This is a genomic window from Burkholderia sp. LA-2-3-30-S1-D2 (genome assembly GCF_001523915.2).
GTDB lineage: Bacteria > Pseudomonadota > Gammaproteobacteria > Burkholderiales > Burkholderiaceae > Burkholderia > Burkholderia diffusa.
This window is the reverse complement of record NZ_CP013384.1, coordinates 2,387,698-2,406,422: the sequence shown is the minus strand read 5'-3', so window position 1 is coordinate 2,406,422 and position 18,725 is coordinate 2,387,698. Positions and strand designations below refer to the sequence as shown.

Sequence of the window (18,725 nt, the reverse complement as noted above, 5' to 3'; positions counted from 1 at the left end):
CGATGCAATCCGTTCCGGCTTCCCTGTCCCTGACCGATACCGCGTTCTTTTTCGACTTCGACGGCACGCTCGTCGAGCTGGCGCCGACGCCCGACAGCATTCACGTGCCACCGTCGCTGCTGACGCTGCTCGATGAACTGCGGCGTCGCACGCACGGCGCGGTCGCCGTCGTGTCGGGTCGCGGCATCGACAATCTCGACACGTTCCTGAACATGCCGGACCTGCCGATCGCAGGCCTGCACGGCGCCGAGCGTCGCGATGCGAACGGCGACACGCAGCGCATCGGCTTCAACGACGAACGGCTGCTGCGCATCGAGCGCGAGCTCGCGGCCGTCGTCGACCGTCATCCGGGCATGCTGCTCGAAATCAAGGGTGCGGCCGTCGCGCTGCATTACCGCAACGCGCCCGAGCGCGAGCCGGCCGCGCGCGAGGCGGCCGAGCGCCTCGTCGCCGAATATGCGGATGCGTACGTGCTGCAGCCCGGCAAGATGGTATTCGAGATCAAGCCGAAGGGCGTCGACAAGGGTCGCGCGCTGGCCGCGTTTCTCGACGAGCCGCCGTTCGCGGGCCGCGTGCCGCTGTTCGCGGGCGACGACTTGACCGACGAGAAGGGCTTCGCGGTGGTCAACGCGCGCGGCGGCCTGTCGATCAAGGTCGGCGCGGGCGAGACGTCGGCCCGCACGCGGCTCGACTCGGTCGACGCGCTGCACGAGCAGATCGCCCGCTGGCTTGGCGCGGAGCAGCAGGGCGCATGAGTCGACTCATCATCGTTTCGAACCGTGTCGCCCCGATTTCGGAAGGCGAGCCGGCGGCGGGCGGCCTCGCGATCGGCGTGTACGACGCGCTGAAGGAGACGGGCGGCATGTGGTTCGGCTGGAGCGGCGAGGTGGTCGCGTCTGGTGCGCCGCAGATCCGGGTCGAGGAGCGCGGCCCCGTGACGTTCGCGACCGTCGGGCTGTCGCGCCGCGATTACGACCAGTACTACCGAGGTTTCTCGAACGCGACGCTGTGGCCCGCGTTTCATTACCGCGCCGACTTGATCCAGTACGACCGCCACGAGTTCGAAGGCTACAGCCGCGTGAACGTCTGGCTCGCACAGCAGCTCGTGCCGCTGCTGCAGGACGACGACGTGATCTGGGTGCACGACTATCACCTGATCCCGTTCGCGCGTGCGCTTCGGGCGGCCGGTGTGAAGAACCGCATCGGCTTTTTCCTGCACATTCCGTTTCCGGCCGCGCAGGTGCTCGTCAACGTGCCGCCGCATCGCGAGCTCGTCGAGTCGCTGTGCGCGTTCGACCTGCTCGGTTTTCAGACCGAGCCGGACCTGCGCGCGTTCTGCGACTACATCGAGTTCGAGGCCGGCGGCGAAGTGGCGCGCGAGGGGCGCACGGTGCGCGTCAGCGCGTTCGGCAACACGCTGCGTGCGGCCGCCTATCCGATCGGCGTGTATCCGGACGAGATCGCGTCGCTCGCGCAGGCCGGCGAGAACGGCAAGGCCGCGCGCATGGCCATGTCGCTGCGCGGGCGCCAGCTGATCATGAGCGTCGACCGGCTGGATTATTCGAAGGGGCTCGTCGAGCGGTTCCGCGCGTTCGAGAAGCTGCTGGAGCACCAGGCGTCGATCCGCAACCGCGTGTCGTTCCTGCAGATCGCGCCGTCGACGCGCGCCGACCTGCGCGCGTACCAGGACATTCGCCTGCAGCTCGAAGCGGAGTCGGGGCGCATCAACGGCCGCTACGCGGAGCTCGACTGGGCGCCGATCCTCTACATTCACCGCCAGTACGACCGACAGGTGCTGGCCGCGCTGTATCGCCTCGCGCGCGTGGGTTTCGTGACGCCGCTGCGCGACGGCATGAACCTCGTCGCGAAGGAATATGTGTCCGCGCAGAATCCGGACGATCCGGGCGTGCTCGTGCTGTCGCGTTTCGCGGGCGCCGCGCGCGAGCTGACGGGCGCGCTGATCGTCAATCCGATCGACATCGACGGGATGGCAGATGCACTGTCGCAGGCGCTGACGATGCCGCTCGCCGAGCGGCGCGCGCGTTATGCGGACATGATCGCGCAGCTGCGCGAGAACAACGTGTCGGTGTGGCGCGACAACTTCCTGCGCGACCTGCAGCGCGTGTAACCCGCGCGCTGCACGGCGGAGGCCGCGCGATGCCGTGAAAAAAAGCCGCCGTGCGCGAAGCACGGCGGCTTTTTTGTCGGCTGTGACCCGTCCTGAAATAGGTTGACACTTTTTCGCCGAAACGAAGAGGTGCCAAATGGAGCAAGGGATCAAGCGGACGCAGCGGGACTACAGCCTGGCTTTTAAACTGTCGGTGGTGGCGCAGGTCGAAAAAGGCGAACTGACGTACAAAGAGGCACAGCGACGCTACGGCATCCAGGGGCGCTCGACCGTGCTGGTATGGTTACGTAAGCACGGCTTGCAGGATTGGGCCGATCCATCCGGCCGTGCGCGATCGGGTTCCACCATGTCAAAGCAAGACTCAAAGCCGCTCACACCGGAGCAGCGCATCAAGGAGTTGGAGACGCAGTTGCGACAGGCGCAGGAGAAAGCCGCGCTATTCGAAGCCGTGGTCGACGTGATGCGCAAGGATTACGGGATCACCGTAAAAAAGCCTTCAGGCAGGTCGTCGCGCAAAAGCGGATCGAAAAGCTGAGCGTCGAGCGGGCCTGCCGATACATGGGTATCAGCCGCCAAGCGTATTACAAGCGATGCCGCAGCGAGGAACACCGTTGCTCGCAGAGCGAGACCGTCACTGCGCTGGTGCGAGACGTGCGGCTTCGCCAGCCGAGGCTGGGCACACGCAAGCTCCATCATCTGCTCGGGCCAGCGTTGGTCGAGCGCGGCATCAAGCTGGGGCGAGATCGGCTGTTCGACGTGCTGCGTGCCGCGCGCCTACTGGTCGTACCGCACCGGGCGTATCACAAGACCACCCATAGCCATCACCGCTTCCGGCGTCATCCGAATCTACTGAAACCCGGGCCGGATCAAATCGTGCCGACCGGCCCCGAACAAGTGTGGGTGGCCGACATCACGTATCTGCCGACGGCTGGCCCGTTTGTGTATTTGAGTCTCGTCACGGATGCGTTCTCGCGCAAGATCGTCGGTCATCACGTTCACGACAGCCTGCAAACCGAGCAGGTCAGTCAGGCGCTCAAGAAGGCGTTGCGCAAGCGCCGGAGCCGGCAGCCGTTGATCCATCACTCCGATCGCGGGGTCCAGTACTGTTCGACCTACTATCAGGACATCCATCGGCATCACGGCCTGCGCTGTTCAATGACGGACGGCTACGACTGCTATCAGAATGCGCTGGCTGAGCGGGTCAACGGCATTCTCAAGGGGGAGTTCCTGTTGCAACGTCCTGCGGACCTTGAACAGGCCGCCAAGATGGTCGAACAGTCGGTACACATCTACAACTATGAACGGCCACATGCCGCGCTGAAATACAAAACGCCCGATGCGGTGCATCGGGCGTTCTAGCGCCTGGATACTGTCAACCTATTCCAGGACTTGACACTGCGTGGCGCGGCGTCAGGCCACGCGTTCGCCGGTCGGTGCGGTGCCGTCGGACGCGTGATGGCGGCCGTGCTGCTTCGCGAGCAGGTCGCGGTACAGGCCCGGACGGTTGCGCAGCACGTCGGGGCTGCCGTCGTCGATCACCTTGCCGTTGCTCATCACGATGATCCGGTCGAAGTTGCGCAGCGTCGACAGCCGGTGCGCGATCGCGATCACCGTGCGGCCGACCATCAGGCGGTCGAGCGCGCTCTGGATCGCTTCCTCGGATGCGCTGTCGAGTGCGGACGTCGCTTCGTCGAGCAGCAGGATCGGCGCATCCTTCAGGATCGCACGCGCGATCGCGATGCGCTGGCGCTGGCCGCCCGACAGCTTCACGCCGCGGTCGCCGACGATCGTGTCATAGCCTTCCGGCATCGCCTCGATGAACTCCGAGCAGCGGGCGTCGCGCGCGGCGGCGAGCACTTCCTCGCGGGTCGCCTCGGGGCGGCCGTATGCGATGTTGTCGTAGATGGTCCGGTGCAGCAGCGAGATGTCTTGCGGCACGAGCGCGATCGCGTGCCGCAGGCTGTCCTGCGTGATCGCCTTCACGTCCTGCCCGTCGACCTTCACAGCGCCATCCTGCGTGTCGTAGAAGCGCTGCAGCAGCGCGAGCACGGTCGACTTGCCGGCGCCCGACTTGCCGATGAGGCCGACGCGCTGGCCCGGTTCGATATGGAGGTCGAAGTGGTCGAGGATCGCGCGGCGATGCGGATACGCGAACGTCACGCGTTCGAAATCGACGCGCCCACCCTTGGCCGATAGCGGTTGCGCGTCGGAGCGGTCCGGCATCCCGTGCGGCTCGAGCAGCGTCTTCACGGCCTCGGACAGGCGCGCCACATGCTGCGTGACGTCGACGAGCGCGACCGCCAGATCGCGCGTGCCGTGCAGGATCGTGAAGCCGAGCGAGCTGACGAGCACGATGTCGCCGGAGGTCGCGCGGCCTTGGTCCCACAGCCACAGTGCCCAGCCGAGCAGGCCGGCGGACAGCATCGCGGTGATCACCGCGTGCAGCAGGCGCAGCTTCTCGAGATAGAGCAGGCTTTGCTGGCGCGCGTCCATCTCGGCCTTCACCGTTGCGCCGAAGCGCTTCTGTTCGCGCAGCGTCATCCCGAACGCGCGCACGAGGCCCATGTTGCCGATCACGTCGACGAGTTCGCCGTCGACCGCCGCGGCCTTCGACGCGAACGCGTGATGGCGCGCGGAACCGCGCCCGGCAAGCTTGAACAACACGACCGAGAGCACGGCCGAACAGCCGAGCAGGCCGGCGGCCATCAGCGGGTTCACGACGATGATCATCAGGATCGCGCCCATCACCGCGATGCACGGCGGCAGCACGTTCCACGCCATCGTGTTCTCGGACGTATAGACGGCGTTCGACGTGGCGGTGATGCGGCTCGCGAGCGTGCCCGGCTGCTTTTCCGAGTAGTACGTCGGCGAATGGCCGATCAGGTACTGGAACAGGTCGCGCCGCAGGTCGCCGGTGACCGCGACGAACGTGTGCGCGGCGACCCAGCCGCCGACGCGCCACAGCAGGTTGTCGGCCGCGATCAGCCCGACGAGCAGCGCGAACGCACTCCACAGCGGGCCAGGATGATGACGCCCGGTCGCGAGCACGTCGATCAGGTGTTTGATCGCGTATTGCGAGCCGAGCGCGCAGCCGACGGCGGCCAGCACGCTGCAGAGGACGATCAGGTGCGCGACGGGATGCAGGCGGATGTAGCGGAACAGAAACGCGATCGGCCGATGCGCGTAGCTCGACAGCTTCGCGTTGTGGGCGTTGCGCTGGGCAGGGGTGAGAGATTCCAAAATATGCGTGCGGTGATTCGGTGATTGAGCGGATCGGTGGATCGCAGCCCACGGTCGCCCGGACTGAATAATCCGGCATTGTAAACAAGGCCGTGCATTGCCCTGCGCGAATCTTGCCTTGGTCAGGGGGGCGCGACCAATTTTGAGATAAAATTCTGCATCCGTCCTGCCGCATGCGCCGGAATCGCGATGCCGGCAGCGAGGGGACGACTCGGAACGCCAAAAGGGCCTTCCACTCTAGAACGGACGCCCAAGTCCGCGGGTTGCAAAGTGTTGCACCTTTGTAACAAAGTAAAGTGTTTGAAATGTTGTGCGCCGTATCGGGATTAACCCTAGATAATCGGCTCCGGGTTCGATTCCAGGTTTTTACGAACCCCTGTCAACGGGTCTTCGTTTCAAACGTTCTATGCCTGTCGCGTCGCCGACGCTCCTTGAGCAGCGCGGGTTCGACGCCCCCGGCAGGCTGATTCGTCCGATTTTCGGACGAAATGCATCCAGCCCGGACCGCCGGCAGGTTGCCGACCCATACCTGGTTTTTAGCCGATTTTTTAGGAGTTACGCATGCGAATCGCCCAAATCGCTCCGTTGCACGAAGCGGTGCCCCCGAAACTGTACGGTGGTACCGAGCGAGTGGTGTCCTACCTCACCGAAGCGCTTGTCGAGATGGGGCATGACGTCACGCTGTTCGCGAGCGGCGATTCGCAAACGTCGGCGAAGCTCGAAGCGTGCTGGCCGCAGGCGCTGCGCCTCGACCCGACGATCCGCGACGTGATGGCCCCGCACATGCTGCTCCTCGAGCAGGTGCGCCGCCGTGCGGAAGAGTTCGACGTCCTGCACTGCCACATCGACTACTACCCGTTTTCGCTGTTCTCGCGCCAGCCGGTCCCGCATCTGACGACGATGCACGGCCGTCTCGACCTGCCGGAACTGCAGCCGATCTTCAACGCGTTCAGCGACGTTCCGGTCGTGTCGATCTCCGACAACCAGCGCATCCCGCTGCCGCAGGCGAACTGGCTGTCGACCGTGTACCACGGCCTGCCGGAAAACCTGCTGACGCCGATCCCGAACGTGAAGCCGAGCTACCTCGCGTTCCTCGGCCGCATCTCGCCGGAGAAGCGCGTCGACACCGCGATTCGCATCGCCGAGCAGGCCGGCCTGCCGATCAAGATCGCCGCGAAGCTCGACAAGGCCGACCGCGCGTACTACGAAGAGAAGATCAAGCCGCTGTTCGCGCTGCCGCACGTCGAGTACATCGGCGAAATCAGCGAGTCGGAAAAGACCGAATTCCTTGGCAACGCGCACGCGCTGCTGTTCCCGATCGACTGGCCGGAGCCGTTCGGCCTGGTGATGATCGAGGCGATGGCCTGCGGCACGCCGGTGATCGCATTCAAGCGCGGTTCGGTGCCGGAAGTGATCGAAAACGGCGTGTCGGGTTTCGTCGTCGAAGACGAACTGTCGGCCGTCGCGGCGCTCAAGCGTCTCGATACGTTGCCGCGCGAGAAGGTGCGCGCCGCGTTCGAAGCACGTTTCTCGTCGAAGGTGATGGCGCAGAACTACGTGAAGGGCTACGAGGAACTGCTGCGCCAGAAGCACCGCACGGTGCTGCGCGAAGTCAACGCAGGCTGATGCCGGCGCGTCGGCCGCACTGCGGCTGAGGCCGTCATTGACGCCCCGTCCGGGTCCCCGGCGGGGCGTTGTCACATCTGCGGCGCCGATCTGTTGTATTCTCGCCGCGCCCGGCGCCGCGAACGGTCCCGGAAGCGGCCCGGCACGCCATCCGGTCGTCTGTCCAGACGGTAATGTCCCTATAATGGCCGTGCCGCGAAATCCGGCCCCGCACGAACATCGAGAGGAGAGCAGTCTTGGCGAGATCGAAAACCACGCGCGCAGCGCCGGCCCCCGGCGCCGGCGTGATCTTCGCGTTGCGCGCGATCGGTCTCGTGCTGCTCGCGCGCTGGCTGTTCTCGATGTCGCAGATGGGGTATCGCGCGTCGCTGTCGGCGATGGTGTCGTCGCCGTGGGCATTCGTCTATCTCGTGCTGATTTTCCTGCTGCTCGCGCTGCCGGGCGCCGTCGCGCGCGCCGAGCGGCCGTTCCACCCGCTGCCGCAGTGGCTGCGCCAGGCGCTGCGGGTCTTCGCGCTGATCGGTTTCCTGTTTGCCGTGTGGTCGATCGGCGCGTTCGCGTGGGCGGCCGGCTGGCGCCGTGCGCTGCACGCGGTGACGGCGACCAACGGTTGGCTCATCGCCGCGCCGGCGCTGTATGCGGCGATCGTGTGGATGTGTCGCCCGCGGCCGCTGTGGCGCACCAACGTGGCCGCGCGACGCTTCGCGGTCGGCCGCTACGCGATCTCGCTCGATACGCTCACGCGTACCGCGATCGTCTGGATGGAGAGCCGTAAGGTCGGCCAGTACGACGCGCGCGAACTGTCGGTGCGCTGGCCCGGTCGGGGCGCGTCCGCCGCGGCCGAGCAGGGTGCGCAGGCGGCCGTCGTGCCGCCGCGTCGCGGCAGCCTGTTTCGGCGGCCGAAGGTGGAACTGCTGTGGGATTCTCCGGCGGCCGTCGGCCATAACCGGCAGATCGTGATGCGCGCGCCGCTCGCGACCGAGGGCGACCGCGTTGCGGTGCTCGCGCTCGACGCCGCGCTCAAGCAGATCGTCTGACAAGGCCTGCGCGGCGCGCGGGCGACAAGGAGGCGCAATGATCGTTCGCTGGTTGCTGGCAGCCGTTCACCTGATGGCGTTCGGCGTCGCGTTCGCCGCGATCGCGGGGCGCAACCGCGCGCTGCGCCGGGTCATCGCGTCGGCGCAGGCCGCCGACCTGCCCGGCGTGTTCAAGGCCGACGCGGCCTGGGGATTGTCCGCGCTGGTGCTGATCGCGACGGGGCTCGCACGCGCGTTCGGCGGCTTCGAGAAGGGCGCCGCGTATTACCTTCACGCGCCGCTCTTCCACCTCAAGATGACCGCGCTCGTGCTGATCCTGCTGCTCGAGATCGTGCCGATGCTCGGGCTGATCCGCTGGCGCATCGCCGCGCGGCAACAGCAGATGCCCGATCTGGGCCGCGCACGGACCTATGTGCGCATCGGCCACTGGCAGGCCGTGCTCGTGATGGTCATCGTGTTTGCCGCGTCGGGAATGGCGCGGGGGATCGGGGCGGCCGGTTAGGCCTTCCGGCCGGGCGGACCAGCCGCCCGGATCGTCCTGCGCTCAGCGCACGAGGCAGGGGCGCTTGTTGTTGAACGTCCAGCCCGGAATCAGATACTGCATCGCGGCTGCATCGTCGCGCGCGCCGAGCCCGTGCTGCTTGTACAACTCGTGCGCGACCGCGACCGCATCCATGTCGATGTCGATGCCGAGACCCGGACGCTTCGGCACTTCCACGAGCCCGTTCTCGATCTTCAGCGGCTCGCGCGTCAGCCGTTCGCCGTCCTGCCAGATCCAGTGCGTGTCGATCGCGGTGACTTGACCGGGTGCGGCGGCCGCGACGTGCGTGAACATCGCGAGCGACACGTCGAAGTGGTTGTTCGAATGCGAGCCCCACGTGAGGCCCCAGTCGCGGCACATCTGCGCGACGCGCACCGAGCCCTGCATCGTCCAGAAGTGCGGGTCGGCGAGCGGGATGTCGACCGCCTGCAACTGCACCGCATGGCCCATCTGCCGCCAGTCGGTCGCGATCATGTTGGTCGCCGTCGGCAGCCCGGTCGAGCGGCGGAATTCGGCCATCACCTCGCGGCCCGAGTAGCCGTTTTCCGCACCGCACGGATCTTCCGCATAGGCGAGCACGTGATGCAGGTCGCGGCACAGCCGCACGGCTTCGTCGAGCGACCACGCGCCGTTCGGATCGAGCGTCACGCGCGCGTCGGGGAAGCGCTCGGCGAGCGCCGTCACGGCTTCGATCTCGCGCGCGCCTTCGAACACGCCGCCCTTCAGCTTGAAGTCGTTGAACCCGTAGCGCGCATGCGCGGCTTCGGCGAGGCGCACGACCGCCTCGGGCGTCAGCGCGGCCTCGTCGCGCACGCGCGTCCAGTCGTCGGTCGCGCCGCGGCCGTCGCGATAGGGCAGCGCGGTTTGCGTCCGGTCGCCGACGTAGAACAGGTAGCCGAGCATCTCGACGCGCTCGCGCTGCTGTCCCTCGCCGAGCAGGGCGGCCACGGGCACGCCGAGATGCTGGCCGAGCAGGTCGAGCAGCGCGGCTTCGAGCGCGGTGACCGCGTGGATCGTGGTGCGCAGGTCGAAGGTCTGCAGGCCGCGGCCGCTCGCGTCGCGGTCGGCAAAGGTGCGCCGCACGTCGTTGAGCACCGCATGGTAGTTGCCGACCGCCTGACCGACGACGAGCGCGCGCGCATCCTCGAGCGTGCGGCGGATGCTTTCGCCGCCCGGCACCTCGCCGACGCCGGTGCGGCCCGCGCTGTCCTTCAGGATCAGGAGGTTGCGGGTGAAGAACGGGCCGTGCGCACCGCTCAGGTTGAGCAGCATGCTGTCGTGGCCGGCGACCGGGATGGCTTGCAGGTCGACGATGCGCGGCGTGTCGTGGGAAGGCGAGGCAGTGACGGCGTTCATGGCGGCGATGGCGAAAGAGTGGGCAATGCCGTGCGGCAAAAGCTTTGCCGCGCGCGGCGGGAGGTGCGATCATTCGACAACCGACGTGCGCGGCGCGCAAGCCCCGCATGTCGACAGCAACCCGAAAGGGTGAGGGCGACCCGCTCGATGCCGGTGTCGCGGCGGACCGGAGCCAAGCGCGGATGCGCGCTTCGGTGTCGACCGTGAAACCGGGCGCCGGCAGCCGCGCACAAGCGCGAATGCTGGCCGATCGTGAACCACGGGACCCGGCAGGTGCTTGTACACCAGCCTTGGTCAACAGGAGATCCGTATCGCGATCATCAGTCGTCGGATGACTTGTGACGCAGTATAATGAATCATTGGCGTTCGCTCAAACCCCGCGTAAACCCTCGGCTCACATTACGATCATTCAAAAAGGAACCGGCCTCATGTCCGTGCCCACGCTTCCCGCAGCGCCGCGCCGTCGCGCACGCAGCCTCGCACAAGATGTCGTCGACGCGCTGACCGCGCAGATCGAAAACGGCACGCTGCGTCCCGGCGACAAGCTGCCGACCGAAACCGAAGTCATGGCGGCGCAGGGCGTCAGCCGCACGGTCGTGCGCGAAGCGATCTCGCGGATGCAGGCGAGCGGCCTCGTCGAGACGCGCCACGGCATCGGCAGCTTTGTGCTCGAACCGACGCGCCGCCAGGCGCTCGGCATCGATCCCGCGACCATCACGACGCTGCGCGACGTACTAGCCGTGCTCGAGCTGCGCATCAGCCTCGAAAGCGAATGCGCGAGCCTCGCCGCGCAGCGCGCGAACGATACCGACCTCGCCGCGCTGCGGCGGGCGCTCGACGCAATCGCGTCGGGGGCGGGCGGCGGCCGCGACACGGCGCAGCTCGATTTCCAGTTCCACCTGCAGATCGCGCAGTCCACCGGCAACCGCTACTTCGTCGACATCATGACGCAGCTCGGCGCGTCGATCATTCCGCGCACGCGCGTGAATTCGGCGCGCTTCGCCGGTGACGACCTCGAGCGCTATGTCGGCCGGCTCAATCACGAGCATGAAGACATTTACGAGGCGATCGCGCGTCACGACCCGGAGGCCGCGCGTGCCGCAATGCGCACGCACCTGACCAACAGCCGCGAGCGGCTGCGCCGTGCGCACGAGGCGGCCGAGGCGGAACGCGACACGCAGGCCAGCTGACGAGTCGCCCCGCACAATGCCGCGGGTCACGTCGAATATCGCCGCAACATCAGTCATCGTATAAGATCGGCGCGAGTGCGCCGATCGTTTTATTGCTGGCGACGCATCCGTCGGCACGCGCATCGTGCGAGAGAAGGCGGGGCGGCGTTTCCGCCGTGGCCCGCCCCCAGGCCACCTGGCTATCCAGGCAGCCGATCCCGCTCGATCAGCCTCCCTTCGTCACGATGGTCTTCCACGTACCGCTCTTCACCTGATACAGCGTCGACATCCCGCTCTTCAGCGAGCCGTCGCTCGCGAACGAGATGCGGCCGGTGACACCTTCGAAATCGACTTTCTTCAACACCGGGCGATAGACCTTCGGATCGGTCGAGTTGACTGCCTGCATCGCCTTGATCGCCGCCCACGCCGCGTCGTAGCCGAACTGCGCATACGACAGCACGTCGACACCGAAGCGCTTCTTGAACCGCTGCTCGAAATCCTTGCCCTGCGGCAGCTCGTCGAGCGGCCGTCCGTATTCCCACGCCATCGCGCCTTCCGCGGCCGGGCCGGCGATCTTGATGAACTCGTTGTCCTTCACGCCGCCGCCGCCGACGAACTGCGCGTTCAGCCCGAGCTGGCGCATCTGCTTGATGAAGTTCGCGGCGAGCGAATCGAGACCGCCGAAGAAGATCAGGTCGGGATTCTTGCCCTTCAGGCTCGTGATCTGCGCGCGGAAGTCGACCGCCTGGTTGCTGGTGAACTCGCGGCCGATGATGTTGCCGCCGGCCGCCTTCACGGCCTTCTCGAACTCGTCGGCCTCGCCCTGGCCGAACGCGGTGCGGTCGTCGATGATCGCGATGCGCTTCGCCTTGGTCACGTCCACGGCGTACTTGCCCGCGTTGCCGGCGTTCTGGCCGTCGGTCGCGATCACCATGAACATGTTCGCGAGCCCGCGCGACGTAAGCGTCGGGTTGGTCGCGGCCGGGTCGATCACCGGGATGCCGGCCTTGTCGTAGACCACCGACGCCGGAATCGTCGTGCCCGAGTTGAAGTGGCCGACCACCACCGACACGTTCTGGTCGACGAGCGCTTGGGCGGCCTGCACGCCGATGCGCGGGTCGGCCTGGTCGTCCTGCACGACGAGGTTGAAGTGCGCGGGCTTGCCGGCGATCTGGATCTTCTGCGCGGCCGCATCGTCGAGCGCGAGCTGCACGCCGTTCTGGAGATCCTTGCCGTAACCGGCGTTCACGCCGGTGAGCGGCGCGGCGAAGCCGACCTTCACGTCGGTTGAGTCGGCCGCCTGAGCGGCCTGTTGCGAGAGGAGAGCTACCGCGGATACGACCGATACCGACAACAGGGAATGACGGAATTTCATGTTCGTTCCTCTTGTTCTTACACCAGCGGGTGGGTACCGCACGCAGCCGGCGGGCCGGGCGCGTGCGACGGGCGGGCGGTTCGACCGCTTCTCGGAATCGGGCGGGGAGGTTGGCATGCTGATGCTTCCCGGAAGAATCTCCCGTCAGGCTCTGCGAGGAGCCCCGATCGCTTCGATATATAGGTCGCCGATATGCGCGGGTCTTGGCAATTTGCTGCGCATTCGGTGCGGATTTGCGCATAGCTTCTATGCGAGCGTGGGCGGCCGGTATCGGGAGTTTCCCGTCGCGAGCGCAACGGGTCGGAAGGCGGGCGGCGGTGGGGGGCAGACACGGCGCGGCCCGCCGGGGCCGCGCCGCGTCATGGGAACCGTCAGTCGGACAGCGCGTCCGATGCGGCTTCGGCGTCGTCGTGCGACGCGGTCGTGCGGATCAGTGGGTCGCTGGTGCTCGGGCGGCCGGTCTCGACGTGGCCCGCGAAGCGGCGCTGGAATCCGAGCGGCTTGCCGTCGCTGACGGTCAGGTCGTACCAGCCGTTGCTGCCGCGCAGGTCCCAGTAGTCGTCGACGTGCGTACCCGGTTTGAGGTCGAACTCACGTGCATGGCCGTGGCCGTATGCGTTCGTCACCTTGAGCTGCACGGTCTTGTGGCCGCGGTTCATCAGGCGCAGCGTGATGTTGCCGTTCGCGACGTCGTAGCCGTAGATCACCTCGGGGTTGACGCTCGCGGGGCCGACCGCGGACGCGGCGGGGCTGCGGAAGTGGCAATAGAAGCCGTTCGGGCCGTACACGTCGAGGTCGTACAGGCCGAGCGACGGCGCCGGGCTCCACGTGTCGGAGAGCCGCTTGCCGGCGTCGACCGTGTAGGTCCACGGGCCGTCGACGCGGTTGCGCGCCTGAACCTGGAACGCCGCGCCCGCCGCGCCGGTGTTCGCGAAGGTCAGCCGGAACTGGCCGCTCGCGTTGTCGATCCGGCCGTGCACGAACAGTTCGTACGGCAGCGCGCGCGCCGGACGCAGGCCGGCCTCCTGCTTCGGCAGATGCTGGACGACCGGCGGCACCGGGATGTAGTCGGGGTGACGGTTGCGGTCGGGCGGCGCGTAGCCGCTCGTGTCCGGGAGCTGTGGCCAGCTTGCGTCGGGCGTTGCGAAGTCGAACGCGGACGTCAGGTTGCCGCACACCGTACGGCGCCACGGCGACACGTTCGCCGCGGTGACCGCGTACTGCGCGCCGAAGCGCGCTTCGATGAATTGCAGCAGCGACGTGTGATCGAAGGTCTGCGAACAGACCCAGCCGCCCTTGGTCCACGGCGATACCACCAGCATCGGCACGCGCGGCCCGAGCCCGTACGGGCCGGCCATGTGCGACGCATCGCCAGCGAACACCTCGTTGGTCGTCGCGACCGTTGACAGCCCGTTGTCGCGCGACTGCGGCGCGAACGGCGGCTGCACGTGATCGAAGAAGCCGTCGTTCTCGTCGTAGGTGATGAAGAGCGCGGTCTTGCTCCACACGTCCGGATTCGACACGAGCGCCTTCAGCACCTGCTCGATGTACCACGCGCCGTAGTTCGCCGGCCAGTTCGGGTGCTCCGAGTACGCTTCCGGCGCGCAGATCCACGACACCTGCGGCAGCGTGCCGTTCTTCACGTCCTGCTGCAGCACGTCGAACAGCGTGCCGCCGGCGCTGATGTTGGTGCCGGTGCGCGCCTTGTCGTACAGCGGCGTGCCGGGCAGCGCGCTGCGGTACTGGTTGAAGTAGAGCAGCGCGTTGTCGCCGTAGTTGCCGATGTAAGGGTTCTGCGTCCAGCCCCACGAGCCGTTCGCGTCGAGCCCCGTGCCGATGTCCTGGTAGATCTTCCACGACACGCCGGCCTGCTCGAGCACTTCCGGATAGGTCGTCCAGCCGTAGCCCTTTTCCTCGTTGCCGAGCACCGGACCACCGCCCGTGCCGTCATTGCCGACGTAGCCGGTCCACATGTAGTAGCGGTTCGGGTCGGTCGAGCTCGGGATCGCGCAGTGGTACGCGTCGCAGATCGTGAACGCGTCGGCGAGCTGGTAGTGGAACGGAATGTCGTCGCGCTTCAGGTACGCCATCGTCGTGGTGCCCTTGTTCGGCACCCACTGGTCGTAGCGGCCCTTGTTCCACGCGGCGTGCATGTCCTGCCAGCCGTGCGGCAGGTCCTGCAGGAACTGCAAACCGAGCTTGTCGGCGCCCGGGTGGAACGGCAGCAGCTCGGCCGGGCCGACCGGCTGGTGAAACACCGACTTGCCGTTCGCGAGGCGCAGCGGGCGCGGGTCGCCGAAGCCGCGGACGCCGCGCATCGTGCCGAAGTAATGGTCGAACGAGCGATTCTCCTGCATCAGAATCACGATGTGTTCGATGTCGCGGATCGTGCCGGTACGGCGGTTCGCGGGAATGGCGAGCGCATCGCGGATCACGGGCGGGAACAGGTTCAGCGCGGCGGCGCCGGCGGTGCCGGCGGCGACGCGCAGGAAGTCACGACGGTTCGATCGGGTCATGGTCGTTATCGTGCGTTAAAGGGGGAGCCGGTTGGCGGGACATGCGGGAAATAACGGGCGCGTCGGCGGCGCAGGATGCGGCTGCACCGGTCGTGCCGCCGCGAGCATAGCGAGTATTCGGTGTCATTCATGTGAAGTCCGGAAACGTTTGCAGGCGCGGCATTGAACGGACAACGGCCGGCGGTCGTGGTGCAAGGGAAACGGGGACGCGGACAGCGGGAGGGCGGGACAGCAGGACAGCAGGACAGCAGGACAGCAGGACAGCAGGACAGCAGGACAGCAGGACAGCAGGACAGCAGATGGCGCGCCGGCGACGCGGATGCGGCGGCGTCAGGCGTCCGTCACCCACGCACCGAACCATTCGCTCGGGCGGGCGATTTCATCCTGCGCGGCGACGAGTTCGAGCTCGTAGCGGCGCGCGTCGTAGGTCGCCTTCACGACCGCGTGCACGGCCGCGAGCGTGTGCTCGAACGCGGCGCGCACCGAGTCGCCGCGCAGCCGGCGTGCGACGAAGATGGCGCTGGTGAGGTCGCCGACGCCGACCGGATGGCGCGGAAACGCATACAGCGGGCGCTGGCCGATCCACGCCTCGGTCTCGGTGACGGCGAGCATGTTGAAGCGGTCGGCCGGGCTGTTGCGGTCGTGCAGGTGCTTGACGAGGATGATCTTCGGGCCGCGGCGGATCAGCGCGCGGCAGGCATCGACGGCTTCGGCGACGGTCTCGATGCGCCGCCCGACGAGCTTCTGCAGCTCGGTGTGGTTCGGCGACATGCCGTCCGCGAGCGCTGGCATCTCCTGGACGATGAATTCCTCGACGCCGGGTTCGGGGCGGATGCCGCCCGTCTGGCCCAGCGCCGGATCGCAGAAGTACCACGCGTTCGGGTTCATCGCCTTCACCGTGCGCACGATCTCGACCGTCGCGCGCGCCTGCGCGGGCGAGCCGACGAAGCCGGACAGCACCGCGTCGCAGCGCTTGAGCGCGCCGATCGCGGCGACGCCGTCGACGAGCTGCTCCATCTTCGCGGCATCGATCGCGCTGCCGGCCCAGTGGCCGTACTGCATGTGATTCGACAGCTGGACGGTGTTGAGCGGCCAGACGTTGACGCCGAGGCGCTGCATCGGGAACACGGCCGCGCTGTTGCCGGCGTGTCCGTAGATGACGTGCGACTGAATGCTGAGGACGTTTTTCATGAGCGTTCGCCTGCAGGCGTTTCAGGGTCACGTCACACGATACCCGAGATCGTCGCGTGCGCGGAAGCCGCGCAGTCATCGAGTGTTGCGCGCCGTCGTCAGCCCGACCGCGTAGAATCGCGGTGCGCGGGGCCGCCTGGTTGCCCGCGTGCATTTCCCATTACCGTGATCGCCATGCCCTCGATTTGCAAGATGTTGTCCCTCGCGCGTGCCGCCGTGCTCGGCGCGGGTGTCGCTGCCGCATGCGCGACGCCAGCCGCGGCCGCCGTCCCGGCGCCGGCCGGTAACGACGGGCCCGCGTACGGCCCCCGCCTGGAAGGCTTTGCCTATCCGGAGCCGGTGCACCGCTACGCGTTCGTGTCCCAGCGCGAAACCCTCGAGATGATGTACATGGACGTGCGGCCGGCGCACCCGAACGGCCGCACCGTCGTGCTGCTGCACGGGAAGAACTTCTGCGCGGCGACGTGGGAGGACACGATCGGCGTGCTGAGCCGCGCCGGCTATCGCGTGATCGCGCCGGACCAGATTGGCTTCTGCAAATCGTCGAAGCCCGAGCGCTACCAGTTCAGTTTCCAGCAGCTCGCGCGCAACACGCATGCGCTGCTCGAGTCGATCGGCGTGAAGTCGGCGACGATCGTCGGACATTCGACGGGCGGTATGCTCGCGATGCGCTACGCGCTGACGTACCCGAAGGCGACCGAGCAGCTCGTGCTGGTGAACCCGATCGGCCTCGAGGACTGGAAGGCGCTCGGCGTACCGCCGCTGTCGGTCGACTACTGGTATGCACGCGAGCAGAAGACGACGGCGGACGGCATCCGCCGCTACGAGCAGGCGACCTACTACGCGGGCAAGTGGGCACCGTCCTACGAGCGCTGGGTGCAGATGCTCGCCGGCATGTATCGCGGCCCGGGCCGCGACGCGGTCGCGTGGAACTCCGCGCTGATCTACGACATGATCCTCACGCAGCCGGTGGTCTACGAACTCGGCGCGATCCGCGTGCCGACGCTGCTGCTGATCGGCGACAAGGACACGACCGCGATCGGCAAGGACGTGGCGCCGCCCGACGTGCACGCGAAGCTCGGTCGTTACCCGGAACTCGCGAAACGCACGCAGGCGGCGATTCCCGGCGCGCAGCTCGTCGAATTCCCGGCGCTCGGGCACGCGCCGCAGATCTAGGACCCGGACGCGTTCCACAAGGCGCTGCTCGAGGGGATGGAGGCGGTGCACCCGCCGCAATGACGCGTGCGCGGGCGCACCCGCCCGGTCAGCAGGTTTCGTTCGCGAGTTCGTCGCGGATCTGTGCCGCCAGTTCGAACGAGCGCACCCGCGCGGCGTGATCGTAGATCTGCGCGGTGATGATGACCTCGTCCGCGCCCGTCTGCGCGATCCGGTCGCGCAGCTTGTCGCGCACCGTGTCGCGCGAGCCGACGGCCGCGAACGACAGCGCGTGCGCGACGTTCGCGAGTTCGAACTCGCTCGCCTCGAGCGCGTCGACGGGCGGCGGCAGCTTGCCGGGCGTGCCGCGGCGCAGGTTGATGAACTGCTGCTGCAGCGACGTGAAGAGGCGCCGGGCCTCGTCGTCGGTATCGGCCGCGAACACGTTGACCCCGACCATCGCATGCGGCTTCGGCCACGCGGCCGACGGCCGGTACTGCGCGCGATACAGCTCGAGCGCTCGCATCAGATAGTCCGGCGCGAAGTGCGACGCGAACGCGAACGGCAGTCCGAGCATCGCGGCGAGCTGCGCGCTGAAGAGGCTCGAACCCAGCAGCCACACGGGCACGTCCAGCCCCGCGCCGGGCACCGCGCGCACGCGCTGGCCGGGCACCGGCTCCGCGAAGTAGCGCTGCAGTTCGGCGACGTCGTCCGGAAACGAGTCGGCGCTCCCGATCAGGTCGCGGCGCAGCGCGCGCGACGTGGTCTGGTCGGTGCCGGGCGCGCGGCCGAGCCCGAGGTCGATGCGCCCCGGATACAGCGACGCGAGCGTGCCGAACTGCTCGGCGATCACGAGCGGCGCATGGTTCGGCAGCATGATCCCGCCCGAGCCGACACGGATCGTCTTCGTCGCGCCCGCCACGTGACCGATCACGACGGCGGTCGCCGCGCTCGCGATTCCCGGCATGTTGTGATGTTCGGCGAGCCAGTAGCGCCGATAACCGAGGCGCTCCGCGTGCTGTGCGAGATCGACGGTGTTGCGGAACGCCTGGGCAGCGTCCGTGCCGGCGGGAATGGGAGCGAGATCGAGTACGGAAAACGGAATCATCGGGTGGCCTTCGAAAGGGAGGGGCGCGGTGATGCGCATGCGCAACAGATGGCGACGATTTTGCCAAAGGGTTCCGGAACGCGCTGGCGACGCGCGGATACCCATACGCCTTTCAGGGGTGCAAGGTAAGGTCTGGTGATTGTTGCAAAAATGGACTCAATCACCAAATAATTACCGATCTTTACCGCGATTGCGCGTGTCTTCGCATCGACGCACAAATTTCCACGAAACGTTTGATTTTCAAGACTGCAATATGCCTGCAAAGCGCTTACGCTAACGTGAA

At 67.2% G+C, this 18,725-nt stretch carries 14 protein-coding genes; 8 read left to right on the top strand and 6 right to left on the bottom strand.

What is annotated here, in order from left to right:
• Positions 1-2 precede the first annotated feature (2 nt).
• The 3 genes from otsB (at position 3) to WS66_RS23950 (ending at position 3,487) form a co-directional block, all read left to right on the top strand.
• Positions 3-755, top strand: a complete 753-nt coding sequence (gene otsB, locus WS66_RS23960; RefSeq protein WP_059607107.1) for a trehalose-phosphatase — start codon at positions 3-5, stop codon at positions 753-755.
• Entirely contained in the window at positions 752-2,128 is a 1,377-nt protein-coding gene (otsA, locus tag WS66_RS23955) for an alpha,alpha-trehalose-phosphate synthase (UDP-forming) (protein WP_059607101.1), read from the top strand. The genes otsB and otsA overlap by 4 nt, the downstream gene beginning before the upstream one ends.
• 136 nt (positions 2,129-2,264) lie before the next feature.
• Positions 2,265-3,487 (top strand): IS3 family transposase gene (locus WS66_RS23950; protein ID WP_108064678.1). Its coding sequence is split into 2 segments (ribosomal slippage): positions 2,265-2,630 and positions 2,633-3,487, totalling 1,221 coding nucleotides; the frame shifts between segments, so codons are not numbered across the junction.
• A 51-nt stretch (positions 3,488-3,538) separates the two neighbouring features.
• On the opposite strand, the gene WS66_RS23945 is transcribed toward WS66_RS23950, so the two are convergent.
• Positions 3,539-5,368, bottom strand: coding sequence for an ABC transporter ATP-binding protein (locus tag WS66_RS23945; protein ID WP_059599135.1), 1,830 nt, complete (start codon positions 5,366-5,368; stop codon positions 3,539-3,541).
• Between the two features lie 561 nt (positions 5,369-5,929).
• On the opposite strand from WS66_RS23945, the gene WS66_RS23940 reads away from it, so the two are divergent.
• The 3 genes from WS66_RS23940 (at position 5,930) to WS66_RS23925 (ending at position 8,533) form a co-directional block, all read left to right on the top strand.
• Positions 5,930-6,994, top strand: a complete 1,065-nt coding sequence (locus WS66_RS23940) for a glycosyltransferase family 4 protein (protein ID WP_059599136.1) — start codon at positions 5,930-5,932, stop codon at positions 6,992-6,994.
• 236 nt (positions 6,995-7,230) lie between these two features.
• Complete coding sequence (locus WS66_RS23930; protein ID WP_059599137.1) at positions 7,231-8,031, top strand: hypothetical protein; 801 nt, start codon at positions 7,231-7,233, stop codon at positions 8,029-8,031.
• A gap of 37 nt (positions 8,032-8,068) precedes the next feature.
• Entirely contained in the window at positions 8,069-8,533 is a 465-nt protein-coding gene (locus WS66_RS23925; RefSeq protein ID WP_059599138.1) for a DUF2214 family protein, read from the top strand.
• Between the two features lie 42 nt (positions 8,534-8,575).
• Here the strand turns inward: WS66_RS23925 and gudD are convergent, their stop codons facing one another.
• Positions 8,576-9,928 carry a glucarate dehydratase gene (gene gudD, locus WS66_RS23920; protein ID WP_059599139.1) on the bottom strand — a complete coding sequence of 451 codons (1,353 nt, stop codon included), beginning with the start codon at positions 9,926-9,928 and terminating at the stop codon, positions 8,576-8,578.
• Between the two features lie 428 nt (positions 9,929-10,356).
• On the opposite strand from gudD, the gene WS66_RS23915 reads away from it, so the two are divergent.
• Entirely contained in the window at positions 10,357-11,118 is a 762-nt protein-coding gene (locus WS66_RS23915; RefSeq protein WP_059599140.1) for a FadR/GntR family transcriptional regulator, read from the top strand.
• Positions 11,119-11,323: 205 nt separating this feature from the next.
• On the opposite strand, the gene WS66_RS23910 is transcribed toward WS66_RS23915, so the two are convergent.
• From WS66_RS23910 to pdxY, 3 genes are all read right to left on the bottom strand, one after another.
• Positions 11,324-12,472 carry a branched-chain amino acid ABC transporter substrate-binding protein gene (locus WS66_RS23910; protein ID WP_059599141.1) on the bottom strand — a complete coding sequence of 383 codons (1,149 nt, stop codon included), beginning with the start codon at positions 12,470-12,472 and terminating at the stop codon, positions 11,324-11,326.
• A gap of 371 nt (positions 12,473-12,843) precedes the next feature.
• The gene (locus tag WS66_RS23900) at positions 12,844-14,988 is read right to left on the bottom strand and encodes a phosphocholine-specific phospholipase C (RefSeq protein WP_059599142.1); all 2,145 of its coding nucleotides are present in this window, start codon (positions 14,986-14,988) and stop codon (positions 12,844-12,846) included.
• Between the two features lie 330 nt (positions 14,989-15,318).
• Positions 15,319-16,179, bottom strand: coding sequence for a pyridoxal kinase PdxY (gene pdxY / locus WS66_RS23895; protein WP_059599143.1), 861 nt, complete (start codon positions 16,177-16,179; stop codon positions 15,319-15,321).
• A gap of 174 nt (positions 16,180-16,353) precedes the next feature.
• Here pdxY and WS66_RS23890 point away from each other — a divergent pair, with 174 nt between their 5' ends.
• Positions 16,354-17,355 (top strand): alpha/beta fold hydrolase, encoded by a 1,002-nt coding sequence (locus WS66_RS23890; RefSeq protein WP_059599144.1) that lies wholly within the window; start codon positions 16,354-16,356, stop codon positions 17,353-17,355.
• A gap of 88 nt (positions 17,356-17,443) precedes the next feature.
• On the opposite strand, the gene WS66_RS23885 is transcribed toward WS66_RS23890, so the two are convergent.
• Positions 17,444-18,442, bottom strand: coding sequence for an LLM class flavin-dependent oxidoreductase (locus WS66_RS23885; protein ID WP_059599153.1), 999 nt, complete (start codon positions 18,440-18,442; stop codon positions 17,444-17,446).
• Between the last annotated feature and the right edge of the window lie 283 nt (positions 18,443-18,725).

What these genes read in the sequence shown, in the direction of transcription:
- otsB (WP_059607107.1), top strand. Translation starts at nt 3, where the DNA reads ATGCAATCCGTTCCGGCTTCCCTGTCCCTGACCGATACCGCGTTCTTT.
- otsA (WP_059607101.1), top strand. Translation starts at nt 752, where the DNA reads ATGAGTCGACTCATCATCGTTTCGAACCGTGTCGCCCCGATTTCGGAA.
- WS66_RS23940 (WP_059599136.1), top strand. Translation starts at nt 5,930, where the DNA reads ATGCGAATCGCCCAAATCGCTCCGTTGCACGAAGCGGTGCCCCCGAAA.
- WS66_RS23925 (WP_059599138.1), top strand. Translation starts at nt 8,069, where the DNA reads ATGATCGTTCGCTGGTTGCTGGCAGCCGTTCACCTGATGGCGTTCGGC.
- gudD (WP_059599139.1), bottom strand. Translation starts at nt 9,928, where the DNA reads ATGAACGCCGTCACTGCCTCGCCTTCCCACGACACGCCGCGCATCGTC.
- WS66_RS23915 (WP_059599140.1), top strand. Translation starts at nt 10,357, where the DNA reads ATGTCCGTGCCCACGCTTCCCGCAGCGCCGCGCCGTCGCGCACGCAGC.
- WS66_RS23910 (WP_059599141.1), bottom strand. Translation starts at nt 12,472, where the DNA reads ATGAAATTCCGTCATTCCCTGTTGTCGGTATCGGTCGTATCCGCGGTA.
- WS66_RS23900 (WP_059599142.1), bottom strand. Translation starts at nt 14,988, where the DNA reads ATGACCCGATCGAACCGTCGTGACTTCCTGCGCGTCGCCGCCGGCACC.
- pdxY (WP_059599143.1), bottom strand. Translation starts at nt 16,179, where the DNA reads ATGAAAAACGTCCTCAGCATTCAGTCGCACGTCATCTACGGACACGCC.
- WS66_RS23890 (WP_059599144.1), top strand. Translation starts at nt 16,354, where the DNA reads ATGCCCTCGATTTGCAAGATGTTGTCCCTCGCGCGTGCCGCCGTGCTC.
- WS66_RS23885 (WP_059599153.1), bottom strand. Translation starts at nt 18,442, where the DNA reads ATGATTCCGTTTTCCGTACTCGATCTCGCTCCCATTCCCGCCGGCACG.